This is a genomic window from Citrobacter sp. wls710 (assembly GCF_005281115.1).
GTDB lineage: Bacteria > Pseudomonadota > Gammaproteobacteria > Enterobacterales > Enterobacteriaceae > Citrobacter > Citrobacter werkmanii.
In genome coordinates this window covers 299,592-320,547 of record NZ_SZXD01000007.1, presented here as the reverse complement: position 1 = coordinate 320,547, position 20,956 = coordinate 299,592, and the positions used below count along the sequence as shown (strand labels likewise).

Genomic DNA, 20,956 nt, shown 5'->3' with positions numbered 1-20,956 from the left:
CCCCCAATAAACGTTAAGATGATGAGTGATCCTGCTCTTTGCTATGGCAAGGTGGCTTCATTTTCATCAAAGGGGATACGTGATGTTGAACGCCTGGCACCTTCCGGTTGCCCCATTTGTTAAGCAAAACAAAGATCAACTGTCGATTACATTATGGCTGGCGGGGGAAAATCCACCTCAGCGGGTGACGCTACGTGCAGAAAACGATAACGAAGAAATTTCGCTGGGTATGCACAAGCTGCGCAGCCAGCCGCAGCCGGGCGTAACCGCGTGGCGGGCGGCGATCGATCTTGCCAGCGGCCAACCTCGTCGGCGCTATAGTTTTAAATTATTGTGGCCCGATCGTCAGCTGTGGTTTACCCCGCAGGGATTCAGTCGTTTTCCACCTGCGCGTCTGGAGCAGTTTGCTGTTGATGTGCCGGATAACGGTCCGCAGTGGGTAGCTGACCAGATTTTCTATCAGATTTTCCCGGACCGCTTTGCCCGCAGCCAGTCGAGTGAGTCGGCTCAAAACGTCTATTATCACCACGCAGCCGGGCATGACATCGTGCGTCGCGAGTGGGATGAACCACTGACCGCTCAGGCCGGAGGATCGACATTTTATGGCGGCGATTTGGACGGCATCAGCGAAAAGCTGCCGTATCTGAAAACGTTAGGGGTTACGGCGCTGTATCTGAACCCGGTGTTTACCGCGCCGAGCGTGCATAAATACGATACCGAAGATTACCGTCATGTTGATCCACAGTTTGGCGGCGACAACGCGCTTCTGCGCTTGCGCCACAACACGCAACAGCAGGGCATGCGTCTGATTCTGGACGGTGTCTTTAACCATAGCGGCGATTCACACCCCTGGTTTGATCGGCATAACCGTGGGACGGATGGAGCGTGTTACAACCCGCACTCCCCCTGGCGTGACTGGTATCATTTCTCTGCCGACGGTGTGGCGCTGGACTGGCTGGGCTATGCCAGCCTACCCAAGCTGGATTTTTGTTCGCAAAGCCTGATCAATGAAATTTATCGCGGGGAAGACAGTATCGTTCGTCACTGGCTGAAAGCGCCGTGGAGTATGGACGGCTGGCGTCTTGATGTCGTGCATATGCTGGGAGAGGGCGGCGGGGCGCGCAACAACCTGCACCATGTGGCGGGGATTACGCAGGCGGCAAAAGAAACCCAGCCTGAAGCGTATGTGGTGGGTGAACATTTTGGTGATGCGCGTCAGTGGTTGCAGGCGGATGCGGAAGATGCCGCCATGAACTATCGCGGTTTTACTTTCCCCATCTGGGGATTTCTGGCCAATACTGATATCTCGTACGACCCGCAATCTATTGATGCCCAAACCTGTATGGCGTGGATGGATAACTACCGCGCGGGTCTGTCGCATCAGCAGCAACTGCGGATGTTCAATCAACTCGACAGCCACGATACCGCCCGTTTTAAATCGTTGCTTGGCAAAGACGTGGCGCGTTTACCGCTGGCGGTGGTGTGGCTGTTTACCTGGCCAGGCGTGCCGTGTATTTATTACGGTGATGAGGTGGGGCTGGACGGCAATAACGATCCGTTCTGTCGTAAGCCGTTCCCGTGGCAAGCTGAAAAACAGGACACTACCTTGCTGGCGCTGTATCAGCGGCTGGCTAAATTACGCCATCAAAGCCAGGCGTTACGCCATGGCGGTTGTCAGGTGATTTACGCCGAGGATAACGTGGTGGTGTTTGTGCGGGTACTCAACCGCCAGCGCGTGCTGGTGGCGATTAACCGTGGCCACGCCTGCGAAGTGGTCCTGCCAGTCTCGCCACTACTGCGTGTCGCTCAATGGCAGCACCAGGAGGGTAACGGCCTGCTCGCTGACGATATCCTGACGCTGCCGGCTATCTCCGCCTCGGTGTGGATGGGTCATTGATACAAGCGTGCAATCTCCGGGCTTGCCAGCAGCGTTTCTCGCCACCAGCGCTGCGCCAGCCCGTCGCGGCTGTTGCGCCATGCCATATAGGCCACATCTTTTTGGCGAAATGAGATGACCCTTTTTTCCACAAGTTCGCCTGTGGCAAGCCACGGGCTGGCAATGTGGCGGGGGAGAAACCCGCAGCCCATGCCAGCTCGCAATAACATCACTTTACTGTGGAAGTCATCCACACGAATCTGCGCCTGCTCCTCCATCAGGTTGGTTTGTAGCGGATGGCAAAAGCGGGCGCTGTCGCTGATAACAATGGCCCGATGCAGGCACAGCTGTTCGTTTGTCAGGCCGTCCGGCGCGGCGGCCAGCGGATGTTCGGGTGCCACGACAAATACATTATCCAGCGTGCCGAGCATTTTGTAGGACCAGGCGGCTGACGTTGGCGGTTCATTAATCGCCCCCAGAATGATGTCTGCGCCATTATGGGTCAGCTCCTCCCAGGAGCCCGCCAGCGTATGGTGGGTAAAACTCAGACGGGTTTGCTTATTCAGCGCGTGAAATTCATCAATAATGGGCAGCAGCGCGGCGAAAGGAAAAGAGTCGTCCAGCGCAATCGCCAGCTCTTTTTCCCAGCCTGAACTCAGCTGTACCGCCTGCTTTTCGAGATCTTTGGCCGCACTCAGCAGCAAACGTCCCTTTTCCAGCATCATCAGCCCGGTGTCGGTAAATTTCGCCCGGTGCCCGGAGCGGTCAAGCAGCTCGATATTCAAATCGCTTTCCAGCTTTTGAATCATATAGCTGAGTGCCGCAGGGGTTTTAAACAGCGATTCGGCTGCTGCGGCAAATGAACCCTGTTTGTCGAGTGCGTCGAGGATGAGCAAAACATCCAGATTGATGCGCATAAGCAGAAAATATCCTGAAAAATAAACTACTCTGTTGTACCTAATGAAGAAAAACAATGCCAGTGAATAAATTAGATGAGTCATGCGCATTTTTTTGATGTTGTTTAGGATATATCGCAACACAGAATTAATAGTTTCACAGGATGGTTAGTTTTCTTTAATAACTCGTTAGAAATTTCCCGCTATACTCAACAAGCTTTCTGATTCAGGATCCTGCTGCTGACGGCAGATACAGACCGTTGCCTTTTAACTCATTGATTAAGAAGGTGTATTATGTCTATTCGGGAACTGATTGATCCTCAAAACTCTACGCTGATTTTTATTGATCATCAGCCGCAAATGTCATTTGGTGTGGCAAATATTGATCGCCAGACTTTGAAAAATAATACCGTGGCATTAGCGAAAGCCGGCAAGATATTTAATGTTCCGGTGATATATACCTCTGTGGAAACAAAAAGTTTTAGCGGCTATATCTGGCCGGAATTGTTAGCGGTTCACCCTGATGTGAAACCTATTGAACGCACTTCTATGAACTCCTGGGAAGATGCGGCGTTTGTGAAAGCCGTGGAAGCGGCCGGACGCAAGAAATTGATTATCTCCGCGCTGTGGACCGAAGTCTGCCTGACTTTCCCGGCGTTGATGGCACTGGAAGCGGGTTATGAAGTGTATGTGGTGACCGATACTTCCGGCGGCACGTCTGTGGATGCCCACGAGCGTTCCATCGACCGGATGGTGCAGGCGGGCGCAGTCCCCGTAACCTGGCAACAGGTTCTTCTTGAGTACCAGCGCGACTGGTCCCGCAAAGAAACCTACGACGCCGTAATGGATTTGGTACGCGAGCATAGCGGCGCCTACGGTATGGGCGTGGATTACGCCTATACCATGGTGCACGGCGCGCCGGAACGTAAAGCCTGAATACACGGCATCCTTCATGCTGCCTGAATGCATCGTTATAGATCTCGTGTATTGATATTGATGGCGGGCTATCCCGCCATTCTCCTTCAACAAGGAATCCTTCATGGCGCAGAACAAACATGTGACGTTGGTGATTACCCATACCCTGCAGCCTGAGCAGGCGCAGCGGTATGAGCAATGGCTGGGGAAAATCATGCCGGTGGCGGCCGAGTTTCCCGGTCATCTCGGAGCGAATGTGATTCGTCCTACGGATGGCGAGAATCTGTGGAACATTATTATCCGCTTCGACACGCTGGAGCATCTGTACAACTGGACCCAGTCCGATACGCGCCGTGTGCTGGTGGAAGAGATAGCTCCGCTGCTGGCGGAAGGTGATAAAACCGAAATTCGTACCGAAGCGGCGTTTTGGTTTACGCCGCCCGCGCCCCATGTACGGCAACCCAGACGCTGGAAACAGTTCCTGATCACTCTGCTGGTGATTTTTCCCAGCACTAACCTGGTGCCGTGGTTGACCGGCATTGTGCTGCCTGCAATGAAGGGCTCGTTACTCCTGCATCTTATCAATGATGCGTGTGTGGTTGCGCTGGTGGTCTGGTTCTGGATGCCCATCGTAACCCGTCTGTTTGCCGGATGGCTGAAAAAAGCCTGACCGGTTTTTCAGGAGATTGTTATGTCGCAAACTGCCACACTGATTCTCACTCACGGAAAAATTCATACTCTCGACAAACAAAGCCCACAGGTCGAGGCGGTAGCGATCGCCAACGGGAAGATCCTGGCGACCGGTAACCACGATCGGATCATGAGCCTGGCCGCCGAAGGGACGCAGATTGTCGATCTGCAAGGACATACGGTGATCCCGGGTCTGAACGATTCGCACCTGCACCTGATTCGCGGTGGTCTGAATTACAACCTGGAACTGCGTTGGGAAGGTGTACCGTCGCTGGCGGACGCGCTACGCATGCTCAAAGAGCAGGCTGACAGAACACCGTCGCCGCAATGGGTGCGCGTGGTGGGGGGCTGGAGCGAATTCCAGTTTGCCGAACGGCGCATGCCAACTCTGGAAGAACTGAATGAAGCCGCGCCAGATACGCCGGTATTTGTTCTGCATCTGTACGACAGAGCGTTGCTGAATCGCGCCGCATTGAAAGCCGTCGGCTACACCAAAGCGACGCCGGATCCGGCAGGTGGTGAGATTGTGCGTGATAGCAACGGCAACCCGACTGGAATGCTGATCGCCAAACCCAACGCTATGATCCTTTATTCGACGCTGGCGAAAGGGCCAAAGCTGCCGCTGGAAATGCAGGTCAATTCGACCCGCCAGTTTATGCGCGAGCTGAACCGCCTGGGACTGACCAGCGCCATCGATGCGGGTGGCGGCTTCCAGAACTACCCGGAAGATTATGAGATCATTGAGCAGTTGCACGCCAACAAGCAGATGACGGTGCGCATAGCCTACAACCTGTTTACCCAGCGTCCGAAGCAGGAGCTGGAGGACTTTGAACGCTGGACCGATATGCTCAAGCCTGGACAGGGCACCGACTTCTACCGTGCTAATGGGGCTGGGGAAATGCTGGTCTTCTCGGCCGCTGATTTTGAAGACTTCCTGCAACCACGCCCGGATCTGCCGGAAGGTATGGAAGATGAGCTGGAGCGCGTGGTTCGCCACCTGGTGGAGCACCGCTGGCCGTTCCGTCTGCATGCCACCTATGATGAATCCATTAGCCGCATGCTGGATGTGTTCGAGAAGGTGAATCGCGATATCCCGTTCAATGGTCTGCACTGGTTCTTCGATCACGCCGAAACGATTACCGAACGCAATATCGAGCGCGTAAAAGCGCTGGGCGGCGGGATAGCGGTTCAGCACCGTATGGCGTTCCAGGGCGAATATTTTGTCGATCGCTATGGCAAAGACGCGGTCAAACATACGCCGCCGGTGGCGAAAATGCTGGCGGCTGATGTTCCGGTAGGGCTGGGGACTGACGCCACCCGCGTAGCCAGTTATAACCCGTGGACCGCACTCTACTGGCTGGTTTCGGGCCGCACCGTTGGCGGAATGGCGATGTACGATGATAACAATCGTCTGCCGCGCGACGTGGCGCTGGAACTGTGGACGGCCGGTAGCGCCTGGTTCTCCAGCGAACAGGGTAAGAAAGGGCGCATCGAGAAAGATCAACTGGCCGACCTGGTGGTGCTGTCTAAAGACTATTTCAGTGTGCCGGAAGAAGAGATCAAAGGCATCGAGTCGGTGATGACTATTGTCGATGGTAAAGTCGTGTACGCAGCCGGTCATTTCACTCCGCTGGCACCGCCAGCCATTCCGATTGTGCCGGACTGGTCGCCGGTGGTTAAGGTGCCGGGGCACTATCGCTCAGCGCCGCCTGCTGCGGCGAAAATTGGCGCAATGGTACAGATGCACCAGTGCTGTGGTAGCTGCGGCGTACACGGTCATCAGCATGACATCGCGCGTAAGTCGGGGATTCCGGTGTCAGATGACAGGGCTTTCTGGGGCGCGCTGGGTTGTTCCTGCTTCGCGTTTTAATCTCTCATCACAGCCCCTGGCCAAACGCAGGGGCTGATTGGATTTTCTGAAAAGCGGGTCATAGTGTTAACAGATATGGCACAACTGCAACAATTTGTGTCATTCTGGTCTGTCTTTACACAGTGAAGGTGGAAACATGGATGAGCTGCTAACCCTTGGCTGCATTGTTTTATTCTTCGCGTTGGTCGTGGTTCCTGGTCTCGCGATCGTGGCATACAAACGCAGTGCGGCGGTACGTTCTGAGCTGGCGGCCTTGCGCCGTCGGGTAGAGGAACTTGAGCTGCGCGGTGTAGCGTCAGAGTCTGTGGCACAGGCTGCCGCCGATGCGCCAACGCCTGCGATGAGCAGCGTGGCGCCGGAACCTGACGCTGAGCCGACGCCTGAACCCGTTAACCCGTGGTCTTCACAGCAAAAACCGGATAAAGCGGCGGTCTCCACGCCCAACGCCCAGCGGCCTTCTGCTTTTGGCGGGGTGATATCATCGCTGGTGCGCTGGTTTATGCAGGGCAACCCGTTGGCAAAGCTCGGTATATTGCTCTTGTTCCTGGGACTTTCTTTCCTGCTGCGTTACACCGTCGAACATTCTCTGTTTCCGCTTGAGCTGCGCCTGGTGGCGGCCGCGCTGTTTGCTATTGTCCTGTTGGCGCTGGGCTGGCGGTTGCGGCATAAGCAACAGGTCTATGCGCTGATCTTACAGGGCGGGGCGACGGGAGCACTCTATCTCACCGTCTTTGGCGCGTTCCGGCTGTGGCAAATGCTGCCAATGACGCTGGCATTTGCGCTGCTGGTGGCGATTTGCGCGGCGAGCGTGGGTCTGGCTATTTTGCAAAAGGCACTCAGCCTGGCGATGCTGGCCAGCCTTGGCGGCTATCTCGCGCCGCTGCTGCTTTCCTCCGGCGGCGGCAGTCATGTCGCGCTCTTCTCTTTCTATCTTCTGCTCTCGGTCGGTATTCTCGCTATCAGCATCTGGCAGCACTGGCGGGAGCTGAATCTGCTCGGCCTGTTGTTTACCTTTGGCGTTGGCGGTTTGTGGGGGCTGGAGGACTATCGACCTGAGTATTACCTGAGCTGCCAACTGTTCCTGATCGCCAACACCATTATTTTTGGCGTGCTGAGCGTGGCGCTGTCCCTTCGGGCGCAGGAAAAAGGCAAACAGATTATTGATGGCGTGCTGCTGTTTGCCCCTCCGCTGGTAGGTTTTGGCATGCAGTATGCCATTACCCGGCATATGGCATATGGTCCGGCGCTCAGCGCGCTGGGCTACGGTGGTTTCTATCTGGTGTTGGCGACGCTGGCATTGCGGCGTTCATCTTCTCTGGGAAGACCGCTGGTATTGTCCGCCCTGGCGCTTGGCGGCGCATTTACCACCCTGGCTATCCCGTTGGCGCTTTCAGCCCGTTGGACGGCGATGGCCTGGTCGCTGGAGGGACTTGGGATCCTCTGGCTGGGTATCCAACAGCAGCAGCGACGTATGAGTTATAGCGGTACGGCGCTGCTCGTGCTGGCCGTGGGTAGCGCACTATGGGCGCTGGCGAACGGCATAAATGCGCTCTCAGTGATGCTGATATTTGCCGTGCTTAGCCTCAGTTGGCTGGCTGCCGCATGGCTATGGCGCAACATTCGGATACAGGGTAGTTGGGGGCTACTCGCTGGCGGTTTGCTTTTCTGGATTATTGCACTCGTTGCAGTTTCGCAGCTCATCCTGAAGCAGGAGCGGTGGGTGCTTTCTGGCGTGTTGGCATTAATGGCGGTATCGGTCTGGGGCTGGCGAACGATTGCTGGTCGCCTGGCATGGTGGGAGCTGGATGCCAGTAAATGGCTGTTGTGGCCGACGATGCTGGTGATGCTGATGTATCAGATCTCTTTGCAGCAGATTTTTGCCGCGGGCTGGCCGAATCTTGCCTGGTGTGCGGCGCTATTTGTTGCAGTGGCGCTGCTCTGGCGTGACGCACAGATATTACCGCCAACGCTTTCCCGGCTGGCGCATTTGTCATTCTTCTGGATGATTGTACTGGCGCTGGCGGTTGAGCTGTTCTGGTTCGCCCAGGCGCTACCGTGGGGGCGAGACGCGTGGGGAAGCGGCCTGATGATGGCGGCTGGCGGATTGCTGATTTTCCTGGTTTATCAAGCTGTTCAGCGCAGGCTCTGGCCATTTCGTATCTGGCCGGCCTTATATTCTGTTCAGGCGATGGTTCCTGTTGCGTTGGTACTGGTCGGTCTGCTCGTGCTGACGAATTTACAGGATGGCGTGGTTTATCGTCAGACATATCTGCCGTTGCTCAACCCGCTGGAAGAGGGCGCAGCTTTTGCCCTGCTAGGGTTGGTTGTGTTTTATCGCGTGTCTGAACGCTATTTCCCGGTGCAGCTTTCGGTGTGCCGCCCATGGCCGGTTGTGGCGCTGATGGCGCTCGGTTTTTGGTGGCTTAATGGCCTGCTACTGCGCGCATTGTCCTGGTATGGCGAAGTTGCGTGGAATGTACACGCCCTGTGGGATTCGCGGCTGATTCAAACCTGTTTTGCTCTGTTCTGGATGCTGGCGGCATTGGTGGTGATGCTGCAGGCAACCCGGCGTCGCTCGCGGCAGGAATGGTTGTGTGGAGCCGTTTTGCTGGGGATAGTCATAATTAAACTGATGCTGGTGGACAGCGCGGGAGGCGGCGGCCTGGCGCGCGCGGTCGCGTTTATCGGCGTCGCCATTCTGGTGCTGATTATCGGGTATTTTTCACCTTTACCGCCCAAAGCTGGAGAAGAAAAATGAAATGGATTAAAGCGGTTCTCTGGAGTGCTCTGTTAGGAGCAACCAGCGCGGCGTGGGGCAGTAATACGGCTACGGATGCGCCAGCAGACTACGCGAAGGGCGTGAAGCTCTTAACGCCGGGTTCAGAGCAATGGTATAGCCTCCCTCTGCCATTAGAAGTATACCACGAGGCGGTCTGGCCGGACTTACGTGATATCAGAGTGTTCAACCGCCAGGGCGATGTGGTGCCTTTCACGCTACTGGCAGAAAAAGCGCAGGCAACGTCCCCCAGAACGATTCCTCTGCGCCTTTTTCCGTTTGATTCTACGGCACAACCGGTGACGCCAAAGCACGATGATGAAAGACCTGCGGTCCTGCTTCGTGCTAAAAATGGCATTGAAATTCGCTTCGAAAGTGAAAACCTGCAATCCATCGGGCAGAGTTATTTAATTGCCTTGCCAGACGATGTCAAAGAGACGCCATTGCTGTCCCAGTTGCGTTTGAACTGGGATGCGCCTGCGAAAAACTGGCAGGGAACGGCATCGCTCTATTACAGCCGTGATTTGCGTGACTGGAGGTTGATGACAGGAAATGCGCCGCTGATGGATCTGACGCATAGCGACGACCGGTTGAAAATGGACACCTTAGGCGTCGATGATTTGCGCATGTCTGCTGATGGTATCCCCTGGCTGTTGCTGATTCTTGATTCGCAAAGTCCTGCGTTAAATCTGACCGGAGTGAGTGCGATAACCCGTGAGGAGCCTCCGCTTACCCGGCCTGTTTCGATGGATGCTGAAGCGGAGAAAATTGCCGAAAACCAGGCGATTTGGCGCTGGTCCAGGCCGCAACCGTTGACCTCATTAAAGATTTCACTGGATAACGAAGGCGTATTGCCGGTTGAACTTGAATGGCGCAAAGCAGAAAAAGACGCCTGGCAGCCTTTAACCCGAACGGTTCTCTACAATCTGGAAAATCAGTATTCGGATAATATTCCGCTCTCCGGTGAGTTAGTTGAGGCGGTCCGGATGACGACGCTTCAGGCGCGTTTGCCTGACACTTTACCCGTACTGAGAGGGGAGCGCGACAGCTATAAAGTGATTTTTAACGCACAAGGCCAAAGCCCGTTTATCCTGGCATGGGGGAACAAAGCGGCGGAACCCGCGAGCGTCAGTCTGGCGATGCTGATCCCGGAGGCGTTACGTAAGCACAACGATCCTGACAAAATGCCGCAGGCTTTGGAGGATGAACCAGTTACTCTGGGCGGTGAGGGGCGGCTGACGGCAACCTCAGTAGCTGAGCAACAAAGCCAGTGGAAAACGCTGTTGGTGTGGGGGGCGTTAATTCTTGGTGTCGCCGTCCTGGCGCTGATGGCGTGGCGAATCTGGCGTGAAGTGAAAAAGGGTAATCCGACATAAACCAATAAAAAAGGCCCGCGTTGCGGGCCTCTTACGATTCATGCCAATTACAGGCTGGAAACGTTCTCGGTCAGGTATTTTGCCACGCCGTCTGGAGACGCGTTCATACCTTCTTTTCCTTTTTCCCACTGTGCCGGGCAAACGTCGCCGTGCTCTTCGTGGAACTGCAGCGCGTCAACCATGCGCAGCATTTCGTCGATGTTACGACCCAGCGGCAGATCGTTAACCACCTGGTGACGAACAACGCCGTTAGCGTCGATCAGGAAAGAACCACGCAGAGCAACGCCTGCTTCCGGGTGCTCAATGCCGTAGGCTTTCTGGATTTCGCGTTTGATGTCAGCAACCATTGCGTATTTCACCGCACCGATGCCGCCTTTGTCGACAGGGGTGTTACGCCATGCGTTGTGGACAAATTCTGAGTCGAAAGAAACGCCAACAACTTCAACGCCGCGCTTCTGGAATTCTTCGTAACGTTTGTCGAATGCGATCAGTTCAGACGGGCAAACGAAGGTGAAGTCCATCGGCCAGAAGAACAGAACGGTGGTTTTACCGTTGGTATGCTGTTTGAAGTTGAAGTTTTCAACGATCTCACCGCTACCCAGTACCGCAGCTGCTGTGAAATCCGGAGCCTGACGAGTTACCAGTACCATATAATTCTCCTGCAATGTTAAGGGTTTTTTGGAACGCAACGCGGGCCAGTATAGAGAGTGTTTGAGAATAAGACAAAGAGGCGCTGGCAATCAATGAGACAGGTTTTGTCTATCAATCTGTTGCTGGATGACCGCTACTGCTTATCCGGCGCGTTATGCGGGTTACCATCAAAGGGTTTTATGTCGCGCCTGTTCCATCATTTGCGGATAAAACTGCCAGAAACGCTCTTCTAAGGCATCATAATGCGTATCCAGGTCATACCATGAGTCGCGCAGGGCATCGAGACGCGGACGGCGGCTGGCCATGCCGTTCAGGACGTTCTGGATAAAATCCATGTCACGATAGCGCTCAAGCCATTTTTCTGACCACATATAGTTGTTTAAGTTAATAAAGCGCGGCGGCGATTCTGGCAAAATCGTGGTCACCTGGGTGCGGGCATAGCGCACAAATTCCGCTAATGGGAAGTCTGGGGAGATTTCCGACCAGTTGCGCGACAGAAAGTGATCCCACATCACGTCCAGCGTAATTGGCGCGACGCGGCGCGTTTCGCTACGAAACCACTCTTTGGCTTCACGCACCTGCGGCAGGTTATCGGTCATCACGTCGATACGACGGTGCATGAAGATGCCTTCCACCACGTCAGGGGGAAAACTGGCTGCCGGGTTACCGCGAACAAAATCGGCCAGCAGATTGCCGGAAAGTGAGCTATCCGCTAAATGTGCTAAGTGCAGGTGCGCAAGAAAATTCATAGTTAAACGTTTATCCAGAGGGGTAAAGGTTGCAGGGAGAACGCCCCGGCACTAGACTACCCGCCTCTTATTTTAGTCTGAGTCAGTGTCATGCGCGTTACCGATTTCACCTTTGAACTACCCGAATCCCTGATTGCCCACTATCCGCAAGCTGAGCGCAGTAGCTGCCGCTTGCTGTCTTTGGACGGGCCGACGGGCGCGCTGACGCACGGTACTTTCACCGATTTGTTCGATAAGCTCAACCCTGGCGATTTGCTGGTCTTTAACAATACCCGCGTTATTCCTGCGCGTCTGTTTGGCCGTAAAGCCAGTGGCGGCAAGATTGAAGTGCTGGTCGAACGCATGCTGGATGATAAACGTATTCTGGCGCATATTCGCGCCTCGAAAGCGCCGAAGCCGGGTGCCGAGCTGCTATTGGGCGACGATGAAAGTATCAAAGCGACGATGGTCGCCCGTCACGACGCGCTGTTTGAAGTGGCGTTTGACGACGAACGCAGCGTGCTTGATATCCTCAACGCCATCGGCCATATGCCGTTGCCGCCGTATATTGACCGCCCGGACGAAGACGCCGACCGCGAGCTGTACCAGACCGTGTATAGTGAAAAACCGGGTGCCGTCGCTGCGCCGACCGCGGGGCTGCACTTTGACGAGCCGCTGCTGGCGAAACTGCGCGATAAAGGCATTGAAATGGCGTTCGTTACGTTGCACGTCGGCGCGGGTACCTTCCAGCCGGTGCGCGTAGACACCATCGAAGACCACATTATGCACTCTGAATATGCGGAAGTGCCGCAGGATGTGGTTGACGCGGTGCTGGCGGCGAAAGCGCGTGGCAACCGCGTGATAGCCGTGGGCACAACGTCCGTTCGCTCACTGGAAAGCGCGGCGCAGGCTGCCAAAAACGATCTCATTGCGCCGTTCTTCGGCGATACGCAGATATTTATTTATCCAGGCTATAAATACCAGGTGATTGATGCCCTGGTCACCAACTTCCACCTGCCGGAATCGACGCTGATCATGCTGGTTTCTGCGTTTGCTGGTTATAAAAACACCATGCACGCCTATCATGAAGCGGTAAAAGCGGAATATCGCTTTTTTAGTTACGGAGATGCGATGTTTATCACGTACAATCCGCAGGCTATTTCTGAGCGTGTCGGGGAATAAATTTCCGGCATGAGTATTTAACGTCGGACTGTTTTTCTGACGCAGGAGTTAAGATGAAATTTGAACTGGACACCACAGACGGTCGCGCGCGTCGCGGCCGCCTGGTTTTTGATCGTGGCGTAGTGGAAACGCCTGCATTTATGCCGGTCGGTACTTACGGCACCGTAAAAGGCATGACGCCGGAAGAAGTTGAAGCCACCGGCGCGCAGATAATCCTCGGCAACACTTTCCACCTGTGGCTACGCCCGGGTCAGGAAATCATGAAGCTGCACGGCGATCTGCACGATTTCATGCAGTGGAAAGGGCCAATCCTTACCGATTCCGGCGGCTTCCAGGTTTTCAGTCTGGGCGATATCCGCAAGATCACCGAGCAGGGCGTGCATTTCCGCAACCCGATCAACGGCGATCCGATTTTCCTCGATCCTGAGAAGTCAATGGAGATTCAATACGATCTCGGTTCCGATATCGTGATGATCTTCGACGAATGTACACCGTACCCGGCCGACTGGGACTATGCTAAACGCTCAATGGAGATGTCTCTGCGTTGGGCGAAGCGCAGTCGCGACCGTTTTGACAGTCTCGGCAACAAAAATGCGCTTTTTGGCATCATTCAGGGCAGCGTTTACGAAGATTTACGTGATATCTCCGTCAAAGGTCTGGTAGATATCGGCTTTGATGGCTACGCTGTCGGCGGTTTGGCTGTCGGTGAGCCGAAGGAAGATATGCACCGCATTCTGGAGCATGTTTGCCCACAGATTCCGGCAGATAAACCGCGTTACCTGATGGGCGTCGGCAAACCAGAAGATCTGGTTGAAGGTGTGCGTCGTGGTATCGATATGTTTGACTGCGTGATGCCAACGCGAAATGCCCGTAATGGTCATTTGTTTGTGACTGACGGCGTGGTAAAAATTCGTAACGCGAAACATAAAAGCGACACCAGTCCGCTCGATGCTGAGTGTGATTGCTACACCTGTCGCAATTATTCGCGCGCTTACTTGCATCATCTCGACCGTTGCAACGAAATATTGGGCGCGCGTCTCAACACGATTCATAACCTTCGCTACTACCAGCGTTTGATGGCGGGTTTACGCAAGGCTATTGAAGAGGGTAAATTAGAGAGCTTCGTGACCGATTTTTACCAACGTCAGGGTCGACCAGTTCCACCTGTGAACGTTGATTAATTTTAATAATGAGGGAATTTGAATGAGCTTTTTTATTTCTGATGCGGTAGCGGCAACAGGTGCTCCGGCGCAGGGCAGCCCGATGTCTCTGATTCTGATGCTGGTGGTGTTTGGTCTGATTTTCTACTTCATGATCCTGCGCCCACAGCAAAAGCGTACCAAAGAACACAAGAACCTGATGAACTCCATTGCGAAAGGCGATGAAGTCCTGACCAACGGTGGTCTGGTGGGTCGCGTGACCAAAGTAGCAGAATCTGGCTACATCGCTATCGCGCTGAACGACACCACTGAAGTGGTTATTAAACGTGATTTCGTAGCTGCCGTTCTGCCGAAAGGCACCATGAAGGCGCTGTAATTTATTGTTTTCCCAAAGGGAACTGCCGTGTTAAACCGTTATCCTTTGTGGAAGTACATTATGCTGGTCGTCGTGATTGTCGTCGGCCTGCTTTACGCACTTCCCAACCTGTATGGTGAGGATCCGGCTGTTCAAATCACTGGCGTGCGCGGTGCCGCCGCCAGTGAGCAAACGCTGATCCAGGTCCAGAAAACGTTACAAGAAGATAAAATCACACCTAAGTCTGTGGCTCTGGAAGAGGGTGCTATTCTTGCGCGCTTCGACTCCACTGATACCCAACTGCGCGCACGTGAAGTGCTGATGGGCGTGCTGGGCGATCAATACGTCGTGGCGCTTAACCTTGCTCCGGCAACCCCGCGCTGGCTGGCTGCCATTCACGCAGAACCGATGAAACTCGGTCTTGACCTGCGTGGCGGCGTTCACTTCCTGATGGAAGTGGATATGGACACCGCGCTGAGTAAATTGCAGGAACAAAATATCGATAGCCTGCGCAGCGATCTGCGTGAAAAAGGCATTCCTTATACTACCGTTCGTAAAGAAGATAACTACGGCCTGAGCATCACCTTTCGTGACAGCAGCGCCCGTGATGAAGCTATCTCTTATCTGAGCAAGCGTCACCAGGATCTGGTTATTTCCAGCCAGGGCAGCAATGCTCTGCGTGCGGTGATGACCGATGCGCGCCTGAGTGAAGCCCGTGAATACGCGGTACAGCAGAACATCAATATTCTGCGTAATCGTGTGAACCAGTTGGGTGTTGCTGAGCCGGTGGTACAACGTCAGGGTGCTGACCGTATTGTCGTCGAACTGCCGGGTATTCAGGATACCGCGCGCGCGAAAGAAATTCTGGGCGCAACCGCGACGCTGGAATTCCGCCTGGTAAACACCAACGTTGACCAGTCTGCTGCGGCATCCGGGCGCGTGCCGGGTGATTCGGAAGTGAAACAGTCTCGTGAAGGTCAGCCGGTTGTGCTGTACAAACGCGTGATCCTGACCGGTGACCATATCACCGATTCCACTTCCAGCCAGGACGAATACAATCAGCCGCAGGTTAACATCTCGCTGGATAGCGCGGGTGGTAACATCATGTCCAACTTCACCAAGGACAACATCGGTAAGCCGATGGCGACCCTGTTTGTGGAGTACAAAGACAGCGGTAAGAAAGATGCCAACGGTCGCGCCGTGCTGGTGAAACAGGAAGAGGTGATTAACATCGCCAACATCCAGTCTCGCCTGGGTAACAGCTTCCGTATCACCGGTATCAACAACCCGAACGAAGCGCGTCAGCTTTCTCTGCTGTTACGTGCCGGTGCGTTGATCGCGCCGATTCAGATTGTTGAAGAACGTACCATCGGCCCAACCCTGGGTATGCAGAACATCAAACAGGGTCTGGAAGCCTGTCTGGCCGGTCTGGTGGTGTCTATCCTGTTCATGATCTTCTTCTATAAGAAGTTCGGCCTGATTGCGACCAGCGCGCTGATCGCTAACCTGGTGCTGATTGTCGGCATTATGTCGCTGTTGCCGGGAGCTACGCTGAGTATGCCGGGGATTGCGGGGATCGTCTTAACCCTTGCCGTCGCGGTCGATGCTAACGTACTGATCAACGAACGTATCAAAGAAGAGTTGAGTAACGGTCGTTCGGTGCAGCAGGCCATCAATGAAGGTTATGCCGGCGCATTTAGCTCCATCTTCGATGCGAACATTACGACGCTGATTAAGGTCATTATCCTGTACGCAGTCGGCACTGGGGCAATTAAAGGGTTCGCGATTACTACCGGTATTGGGGTAGCGACGTCGATGTTTACCGCAATTGTCGGTACACGTGCCATCGTAAACCTGTTGTATGGCGGCAAGCGCGTCAAAAAGCTGTCAATCTGAGGAGTGCGAAGTGGCACAGGAATATACTGTTGAACAATTGAACCACGGCCGTAAAGTCTGGGACTTTATGCGCTGGGACTACTGGGCTTTCGGCATTTCAGGTTTTCTGCTGATCGCGGCCATTGTGATTATGGGCGTGCGCGGCTTTAACTGGGGTCTCGATTTCACTGGTGGTACGGTCATTGAAATCACGCTGGAAAAACCAGCGGAAATGGACGTGATGCGCGATGCGCTGGAGAAGGCGGGCTTTGTTGACCCGCTGCTGCAGAACTTCGGCAGCAGCCACGACATTATGGTGCGTATGCCGCCAACTGAAGGCGCTGACGGCGGTCAGGTGCTGGGTAGCAAAGTGTTGAGTGTGATTAACGAATCCACCAACCAAAACGCTGCGGTGAAGCGAATTGAATTCGTGGGGCCGAGTGTAGGCGCAGACCTGGCGCAAACCGGTGCGATGGCGCTGATGGCGGCGCTGATCTCCATCCTGGTGTATGTCGGTTTCCGCTTTGAGTGGAGACTGGCGGCAGGGGTAGTTATCGCGCTGGCGCACGACGTAATCATCACACTTGGGATCCTGTCGTTGTTCCATATCGAGATTGACCTGACTATCGTTGCATCGCTGATGTCGGTAATCGGTTACTCGCTGAACGATAGTATCGTCGTCTCTGACCGTATTCGTGAAAACTTCCGCAAAATTCGTCGCGGTACGCCTTACGAAATCTTTAACGTGTCATTGACTCAGACGCTGCACCGTACGTTGATTACCTCCGGTACGACGTTGATGGTTATTCTGATGCTGTTCCTGTTCGGTGGTCCGGTACTGGAAGGCTTCTCGCTGACCATGCTTATCGGTGTTTCCATCGGTACTGCGTCTTCTATCTACGTAGCATCGGCGCTGGCGCTGAAGCTGGGTATGAAGCGTGAGCACATGCTGCAGCAGAAGGTCGAGAAAGAAGGGGCGGATCAGCCGTCAATTCTGCCTTAACCCATTAAGAGTGAAGATAGTGGAATCCCGATCGCAAGGTCGGGATTTTTTTTTGCCTGTGATTTAACGGTAGGCCATTATCTTTTTCTGTCGTCACACTACTGACAGTATGCTGTCAGTAGCCCTGTCTTATAGTCCTTCTGAGATTACCCACACAGGCAGGAGGAAGTATGAACAACGTAATTAACTGGTTTGAAATCCCCGTGGTACAAATGGATCGCGCCATCGCTTTTTATGAGCCAGTGATGCAGGTTTCGTTGCGTCGGGAGAATATGGACTGCGCTGAGTTGGCCGTATTCCCGCATCAGGATCCTGCTCCCGGCGGGGCGCTGGCTAAATTTGACGGTATTTCGCCTTCAGCGCAGGGCGCTATTATTTATCTGCATACGGACAATTTGGCTGCCACGCTTGAACGTGTTGCCACAGCTGGTGGTCAATGCGTGTTTGGCCCGCTCGAACTGGGGCAGGACATTGGTACGATTGCGCTATTTACTGACAGTGAAGGCAATCGTGTTGGTTTACATCAACCCGCGTAATATTTTCAGGACTGAGGATTAAAATGACCCGACGCGCCGACCGCTTGTTTCAGATCGTACAAATCCTGCGGGGCAGACGAGTGACAACGGCGGCGCTGCTGGCAGAACGTCTTGAAGTTTCTGAACGGACGATTTATCGCGATATCCGCGATCTCTCTTTATCCGGCGTGCCCATTGAAGGCGAAGTGGGCAGCGGATACCGCTTAATGGCCGGGTTTGATCTGCCACCGTTGATGTTAACGCATCACGAATCAGAAGCATTGATGGTCGCGATTCGGTTGCTGAAAACATGGGGCGGGGATTCACTTTCACAGGCACTGGAGTCGGCGCAGGAAAAAGTGCTGGCGATATTGCCGCCAGAGAGTCGCCGCAGGGCCGAGCAAACGCGGATTTTTGCGCCAGATTTTGGTAATCAGCCGCATTCACGTAGTGCCTTCGATCTCATACATCGCGCGGTTTCGGCGCAACAGGTACTGGCGCTGCATTATCGCGACGAGTCCGGGAATCTCTCCTGGCGTGACGTTCAACCACTGGGATTATTTTTCTGGGGCGAGCACTGGTTACTGGTTGCCTGGTGCGAGAAGCGTGACGATTATCGCTGCTTTCGCGTTGATCGCTGTCTGAATATCACACCGCTCGACAGGCATTTTCGTGAATCGGCAGATCGCTCGCTAAGTGACTTTTTACGTAAAGTACGCTGTGAAGACCAGCCGTAAAAAAGCCAGCGGTTAAGCTGGCTTGTCTGCGATAAATGTCGGGATTAGAAGTTGTAACCTACGACCAGGTAACCACCCCAACCGGTTGATTTCGCGCTGAAGTCGCCTTCGCCCCAGTTCAGGGTATCCCCACCTTTCCACTGGCCGCCGTTATGGAAATAACGCGCGACTACGGAGTAGTGCCAGTGATCGTAGTTCAGTGCCAGCACGTGGCTGGAAGCGATAGAGTTGCTGGTGCGGTTCGGATCATCACCCAAATCTGAGCCCCAGTCGAAGTTGGTGAAGCCGATGTAGGTCAACTGACCGCCCCAAACCTGGGTGATCGGCACAAAGTATTTCACTTTGAAACGGTAACCATCCCACTCGTTTTCGTTGGATGCGCCATAGTTCTGCCACTGGTATTTAGCATACACGTTCAGGGACAGACCCATCGGCAGACCGGTGTCGATATCGGTACCCAGACCCATATACCAGGTGCTCTGGCGGCTGGCTTTGTTGTCACCCATATCGTAGATGTAGTTGTTGGCGAAGTACCATTCTTTGAACGGTCCAAAGCTCAGGTCAGCACCGGTCAGCTTGTCGATGGAGAAACGTGGTTCGATTTCCATAAACAGCGGGGAACCGTCAGACCAGATACCTTTATCGTTGCCGTTACCCCAGTCAAAGGTTTTCGGAATATCGATGTAGCCATAGAAGTCGAACCAGTCTTTTTTGGCAAACGCTTCGTATTCCAGATACACGTCGTTGTTCAGTTTCGGGGAGAAACGGGTGTGGTAGCTGCCCACCACGTTGACGCTTTGGTGCCACCAGTCGGACAGATATTGCGGTTTGTCATTTTCTGCTGCGTTGGCAGTAAAAGACGAGGAGAGCGCCAGCACCGCACCGGCTGCAAGTAATGTTTTTTTCATATGTATGCCACTGTTTGAAATCCCTTTCGGGAGTGAAAAATGCGCAAATTGCGTTTCTAAATATTTCGTAATTCTTCGGAGCCTATTATAAAAATCATTGTTCACAAAAATATGTCTTGTTTCACAGTTCTATCATTTACGTAATCGATTGCGTTCACGTTTGCGTACTTTAGGCGGCGAATTGTACTGGCTCCCATGAATGTTGCCAAGTTTTAACAGAAATATTGGTTATGTCAGGGGAGTAACAAAATGGAGCGGAGTGATGTTGCGGAACGCACAAAACGTTCCGCAAAAAAGTTTATTGGCTAACAGGCTGGACGTCGTGGATGCGAACAAATCCCAACTGGTCGGGGGAGAGACCAGTTATCTGCAACGGAATGTCTACGTCGCTAGGGGCAAGAATACTTGCCGGGGCGTTGACCAGTTGGTTTTGAACGTTCACTTCCTGATAATTCTCCGTGGTGCCCTGAATTTGCCCGTACTCTACGGTGGCGCTAAAGGCGGGCAAGGGCGTATTGGACTCGCCCTGAATACGTAGCGTTAACCTTGTGCCATCGGCGTTCGGCGCAATATTCACCAAAGACATACGTAACGTGCCGATCTGGCTCTCCAGCCGGGCAGGGGTTTTGGAGCCCGGCAACAGATAGGCGCCACTGGTCGACTTGGCATTCAACATATTTTGTTGCGTAATTTTTACCGTTTCCTGATTAAGCTGCGTCATCTCTTTATTTAGCGTGCTTACGCTTTGATGCATCTGGCGTACTTCGCTTTGCTGCGCGCAGGCGCTAAGACTAAAGAGGCTTCCCACCAGGAGAATTCTTAGGTAACGTCTTGTCATTGTGATTACTTCCTTCATTGTCGCGATAGCATAATGGTAGTGTGCACAGAGCACGAAGGCATCGATCCTTTGTCTCAAAAGCGCTGCGCCTTTGTTGTCACGTCAGTTCAGGGTAAAATAGATTGCTGTTAACCACTGAGGTACAGGACGCCGTATGCATTGCCCATTCTGTTTCGCCGTAGACACTAAGGTAATTGACTCTCGTCTTGTAGGCGAGGGCTCCTCAGTACGCCGCCGTCGGCAGTGTCTGGTCTGTAACGAACGTTTCACCACTTTTGAAGTGGCTGAACTTGTCATGCCGCGCGTTGTGAAGAGCAACGATGTGCGTGAACCCTTTAATGAAGATAAGCTGCGCAGCGGCATGCTCAGAGCGCTGGAGAAACGTCCGGTCAGCTCAGATGACGTCGAAATGGCGTTAAACCATATCAAATCACAACTGCGAGCGACTGGCGAGCGTGAGGTGCCGAGTAAGATGATCGGCAACCTGGTAATGGAGCAGCTGAAAAAGCTCGATAAAGTCGCTTACATCCGCTTTGCGTCGGTTTACCGCAGTTTTGAAGATATCAAAGAATTTGGCGAAGAGATTGCTCGCCTACAGGACTAAG

Annotated in this window: 19 protein-coding genes; 14 read left to right on the top strand and 5 right to left on the bottom strand. The window is 53.9% G+C overall.

Going from position 1 to position 20,956, the window contains the following annotated elements:
• Positions 1-82 precede the first annotated feature (82 nt).
• Entirely contained in the window at positions 83-1,897 is a 1,815-nt protein-coding gene (gene malZ / locus FDX14_RS03685; protein ID WP_042310143.1) for a maltodextrin glucosidase, read from the top strand.
• On the opposite strand, the gene FDX14_RS03680 is transcribed toward malZ, so the two are convergent.
• On the bottom strand, positions 1,891-2,793 hold the full coding sequence (locus FDX14_RS03680) for a LysR family transcriptional regulator (protein WP_042310140.1): 903 nt from the start codon (positions 2,791-2,793) through the stop codon (positions 1,891-1,893). The two genes, malZ and FDX14_RS03680, sit on opposite strands and share 7 nt — an antisense overlap.
• A 273-nt stretch (positions 2,794-3,066) precedes the next feature.
• On the opposite strand from FDX14_RS03680, the gene FDX14_RS03675 reads away from it, so the two are divergent.
• The 5 genes from FDX14_RS03675 to FDX14_RS03655 all read left to right on the top strand — a co-directional run bounded on the left by FDX14_RS03675 (position 3,067) and on the right by FDX14_RS03655 (position 10,399).
• Positions 3,067-3,708, top strand: a complete 642-nt coding sequence (locus FDX14_RS03675) for a hydrolase (protein ID WP_042310138.1) — start codon at positions 3,067-3,069, stop codon at positions 3,706-3,708.
• A 103-nt stretch (positions 3,709-3,811) separates the two neighbouring features.
• Positions 3,812-4,357, top strand: a complete 546-nt coding sequence (locus tag FDX14_RS03670) for an antibiotic biosynthesis monooxygenase (protein WP_042310136.1) — start codon at positions 3,812-3,814, stop codon at positions 4,355-4,357.
• A 21-nt stretch (positions 4,358-4,378) separates the two neighbouring features.
• Positions 4,379-6,247, top strand: coding sequence for an amidohydrolase (locus FDX14_RS03665; protein ID WP_137349006.1), 1,869 nt, complete (start codon positions 4,379-4,381; stop codon positions 6,245-6,247).
• 136 nt (positions 6,248-6,383) lie between these two features.
• Positions 6,384-9,005: a DUF2339 domain-containing protein gene (locus FDX14_RS03660; protein WP_137349005.1), complete on the top strand. Its 2,622-nt coding sequence runs from the start codon at positions 6,384-6,386 to the stop codon at positions 9,003-9,005.
• Positions 9,002-10,399, top strand: a complete 1,398-nt coding sequence (locus FDX14_RS03655; protein WP_137349004.1) for a DUF3999 domain-containing protein — start codon at positions 9,002-9,004, stop codon at positions 10,397-10,399. Before FDX14_RS03660 ends, FDX14_RS03655 begins: the two co-directional genes overlap by 4 nt.
• A gap of 47 nt (positions 10,400-10,446) precedes the next feature.
• Here the strand turns inward: FDX14_RS03655 and FDX14_RS03650 are convergent, their stop codons facing one another.
• Both FDX14_RS03650 and acpH read right to left on the bottom strand, forming a co-directional pair.
• Entirely contained in the window at positions 10,447-11,049 is a 603-nt protein-coding gene (locus FDX14_RS03650) for a peroxiredoxin (protein WP_003021524.1), read from the bottom strand.
• A 168-nt stretch (positions 11,050-11,217) separates the two neighbouring features.
• Positions 11,218-11,799 carry an ACP phosphodiesterase gene (gene acpH, locus FDX14_RS03645; RefSeq protein WP_042310128.1) on the bottom strand — a complete coding sequence of 194 codons (582 nt, stop codon included), beginning with the start codon at positions 11,797-11,799 and terminating at the stop codon, positions 11,218-11,220.
• 90 nt (positions 11,800-11,889) lie between these two features.
• Here acpH and queA point away from each other — a divergent pair, with 90 nt between their 5' ends.
• From queA to FDX14_RS03610, 7 genes are all read left to right on the top strand, one after another.
• On the top strand, positions 11,890-12,960 hold the full coding sequence (queA, locus tag FDX14_RS03640) for a tRNA preQ1(34) S-adenosylmethionine ribosyltransferase-isomerase QueA (RefSeq protein WP_137349003.1): 1,071 nt from the start codon (positions 11,890-11,892) through the stop codon (positions 12,958-12,960).
• Positions 12,961-13,013: 53 nt separating this feature from the next.
• Positions 13,014-14,141 (top strand): tRNA guanosine(34) transglycosylase Tgt, encoded by a 1,128-nt coding sequence (tgt, locus tag FDX14_RS03635; RefSeq protein WP_003021535.1) that lies wholly within the window; start codon positions 13,014-13,016, stop codon positions 14,139-14,141.
• Positions 14,142-14,163: 22 nt separating this feature from the next.
• A complete protein-coding gene (yajC, locus tag FDX14_RS03630; RefSeq protein WP_003021544.1) occupies positions 14,164-14,496 on the top strand; it encodes a preprotein translocase subunit YajC in 333 nt (110 codons plus the stop codon).
• 27 nt (positions 14,497-14,523) lie between these two features.
• Entirely contained in the window at positions 14,524-16,371 is a 1,848-nt protein-coding gene (gene secD, locus FDX14_RS03625; protein WP_071888113.1) for a protein translocase subunit SecD, read from the top strand.
• A gap of 10 nt (positions 16,372-16,381) precedes the next feature.
• On the top strand, positions 16,382-17,353 hold the full coding sequence (gene secF / locus FDX14_RS03620) for a protein translocase subunit SecF (RefSeq protein ID WP_038638190.1): 972 nt from the start codon (positions 16,382-16,384) through the stop codon (positions 17,351-17,353).
• Positions 17,354-17,523: 170 nt separating this feature from the next.
• Complete coding sequence (locus FDX14_RS03615; RefSeq protein ID WP_079225242.1) at positions 17,524-17,889, top strand: VOC family protein; 366 nt, start codon at positions 17,524-17,526, stop codon at positions 17,887-17,889.
• Between the two features lie 23 nt (positions 17,890-17,912).
• Positions 17,913-18,605, top strand: a complete 693-nt coding sequence (locus FDX14_RS03610) for a helix-turn-helix transcriptional regulator (protein ID WP_079225240.1) — start codon at positions 17,913-17,915, stop codon at positions 18,603-18,605.
• Positions 18,606-18,649: 44 nt separating this feature from the next.
• Here FDX14_RS03610 and FDX14_RS03605 read toward each other — a convergent pair whose 3' ends face one another.
• Together FDX14_RS03605 and FDX14_RS03600 are read right to left on the bottom strand one after the other, a co-directional pair.
• The gene (locus FDX14_RS03605; protein ID WP_003021561.1) at positions 18,650-19,513 is read right to left on the bottom strand and encodes a nucleoside-specific channel-forming protein Tsx; all 864 of its coding nucleotides are present in this window, start codon (positions 19,511-19,513) and stop codon (positions 18,650-18,652) included.
• Between the two features lie 298 nt (positions 19,514-19,811).
• Positions 19,812-20,351, bottom strand: a complete 540-nt coding sequence (locus tag FDX14_RS03600; RefSeq protein WP_042310122.1) for a SadB/YajI family lipoprotein — start codon at positions 20,349-20,351, stop codon at positions 19,812-19,814.
• A 154-nt stretch (positions 20,352-20,505) separates the two neighbouring features.
• Here FDX14_RS03600 and nrdR point away from each other — a divergent pair, with 154 nt between their 5' ends.
• A complete protein-coding gene (gene nrdR / locus FDX14_RS03595; protein WP_016152032.1) occupies positions 20,506-20,955 on the top strand; it encodes a transcriptional regulator NrdR in 450 nt (149 codons plus the stop codon).
• Position 20,956: the final 1 nt, after the last annotated feature.

Excerpts from the sequence above, each read along its gene's own strand:
- queA (WP_137349003.1), top strand. The coding sequence starts at position 11,890 with ATGCGCGTTACCGATTTCACCTTTGAACTACCCGAATCCCTGATTGCC.
- FDX14_RS03610 (WP_079225240.1), top strand. The coding sequence starts at position 17,913 with ATGACCCGACGCGCCGACCGCTTGTTTCAGATCGTACAAATCCTGCGG.
- yajC (WP_003021544.1), top strand. The coding sequence starts at position 14,164 with ATGAGCTTTTTTATTTCTGATGCGGTAGCGGCAACAGGTGCTCCGGCG.
- FDX14_RS03670 (WP_042310136.1), top strand. The coding sequence starts at position 3,812 with ATGGCGCAGAACAAACATGTGACGTTGGTGATTACCCATACCCTGCAG.
- FDX14_RS03665 (WP_137349006.1), top strand. The coding sequence starts at position 4,379 with ATGTCGCAAACTGCCACACTGATTCTCACTCACGGAAAAATTCATACT.
- FDX14_RS03650 (WP_003021524.1), bottom strand. The coding sequence starts at position 11,049 with ATGGTACTGGTAACTCGTCAGGCTCCGGATTTCACAGCAGCTGCGGTA.
- FDX14_RS03655 (WP_137349004.1), top strand. The coding sequence starts at position 9,002 with ATGAAATGGATTAAAGCGGTTCTCTGGAGTGCTCTGTTAGGAGCAACC.
- acpH (WP_042310128.1), bottom strand. The coding sequence starts at position 11,799 with ATGAATTTTCTTGCGCACCTGCACTTAGCACATTTAGCGGATAGCTCA.
- FDX14_RS03680 (WP_042310140.1), bottom strand. The coding sequence starts at position 2,793 with ATGCGCATCAATCTGGATGTTTTGCTCATCCTCGACGCACTCGACAAA.
- FDX14_RS03660 (WP_137349005.1), top strand. The coding sequence starts at position 6,384 with ATGGATGAGCTGCTAACCCTTGGCTGCATTGTTTTATTCTTCGCGTTG.
- malZ (WP_042310143.1), top strand. The coding sequence starts at position 83 with ATGTTGAACGCCTGGCACCTTCCGGTTGCCCCATTTGTTAAGCAAAAC.
- tgt (WP_003021535.1), top strand. The coding sequence starts at position 13,014 with ATGAAATTTGAACTGGACACCACAGACGGTCGCGCGCGTCGCGGCCGC.
- FDX14_RS03605 (WP_003021561.1), bottom strand. The coding sequence starts at position 19,513 with ATGAAAAAAACATTACTTGCAGCCGGTGCGGTGCTGGCGCTCTCCTCG.
- FDX14_RS03600 (WP_042310122.1), bottom strand. The coding sequence starts at position 20,351 with ATGACAAGACGTTACCTAAGAATTCTCCTGGTGGGAAGCCTCTTTAGT.
- FDX14_RS03675 (WP_042310138.1), top strand. The coding sequence starts at position 3,067 with ATGTCTATTCGGGAACTGATTGATCCTCAAAACTCTACGCTGATTTTT.
- FDX14_RS03615 (WP_079225242.1), top strand. The coding sequence starts at position 17,524 with ATGAACAACGTAATTAACTGGTTTGAAATCCCCGTGGTACAAATGGAT.
- nrdR (WP_016152032.1), top strand. The coding sequence starts at position 20,506 with ATGCATTGCCCATTCTGTTTCGCCGTAGACACTAAGGTAATTGACTCT.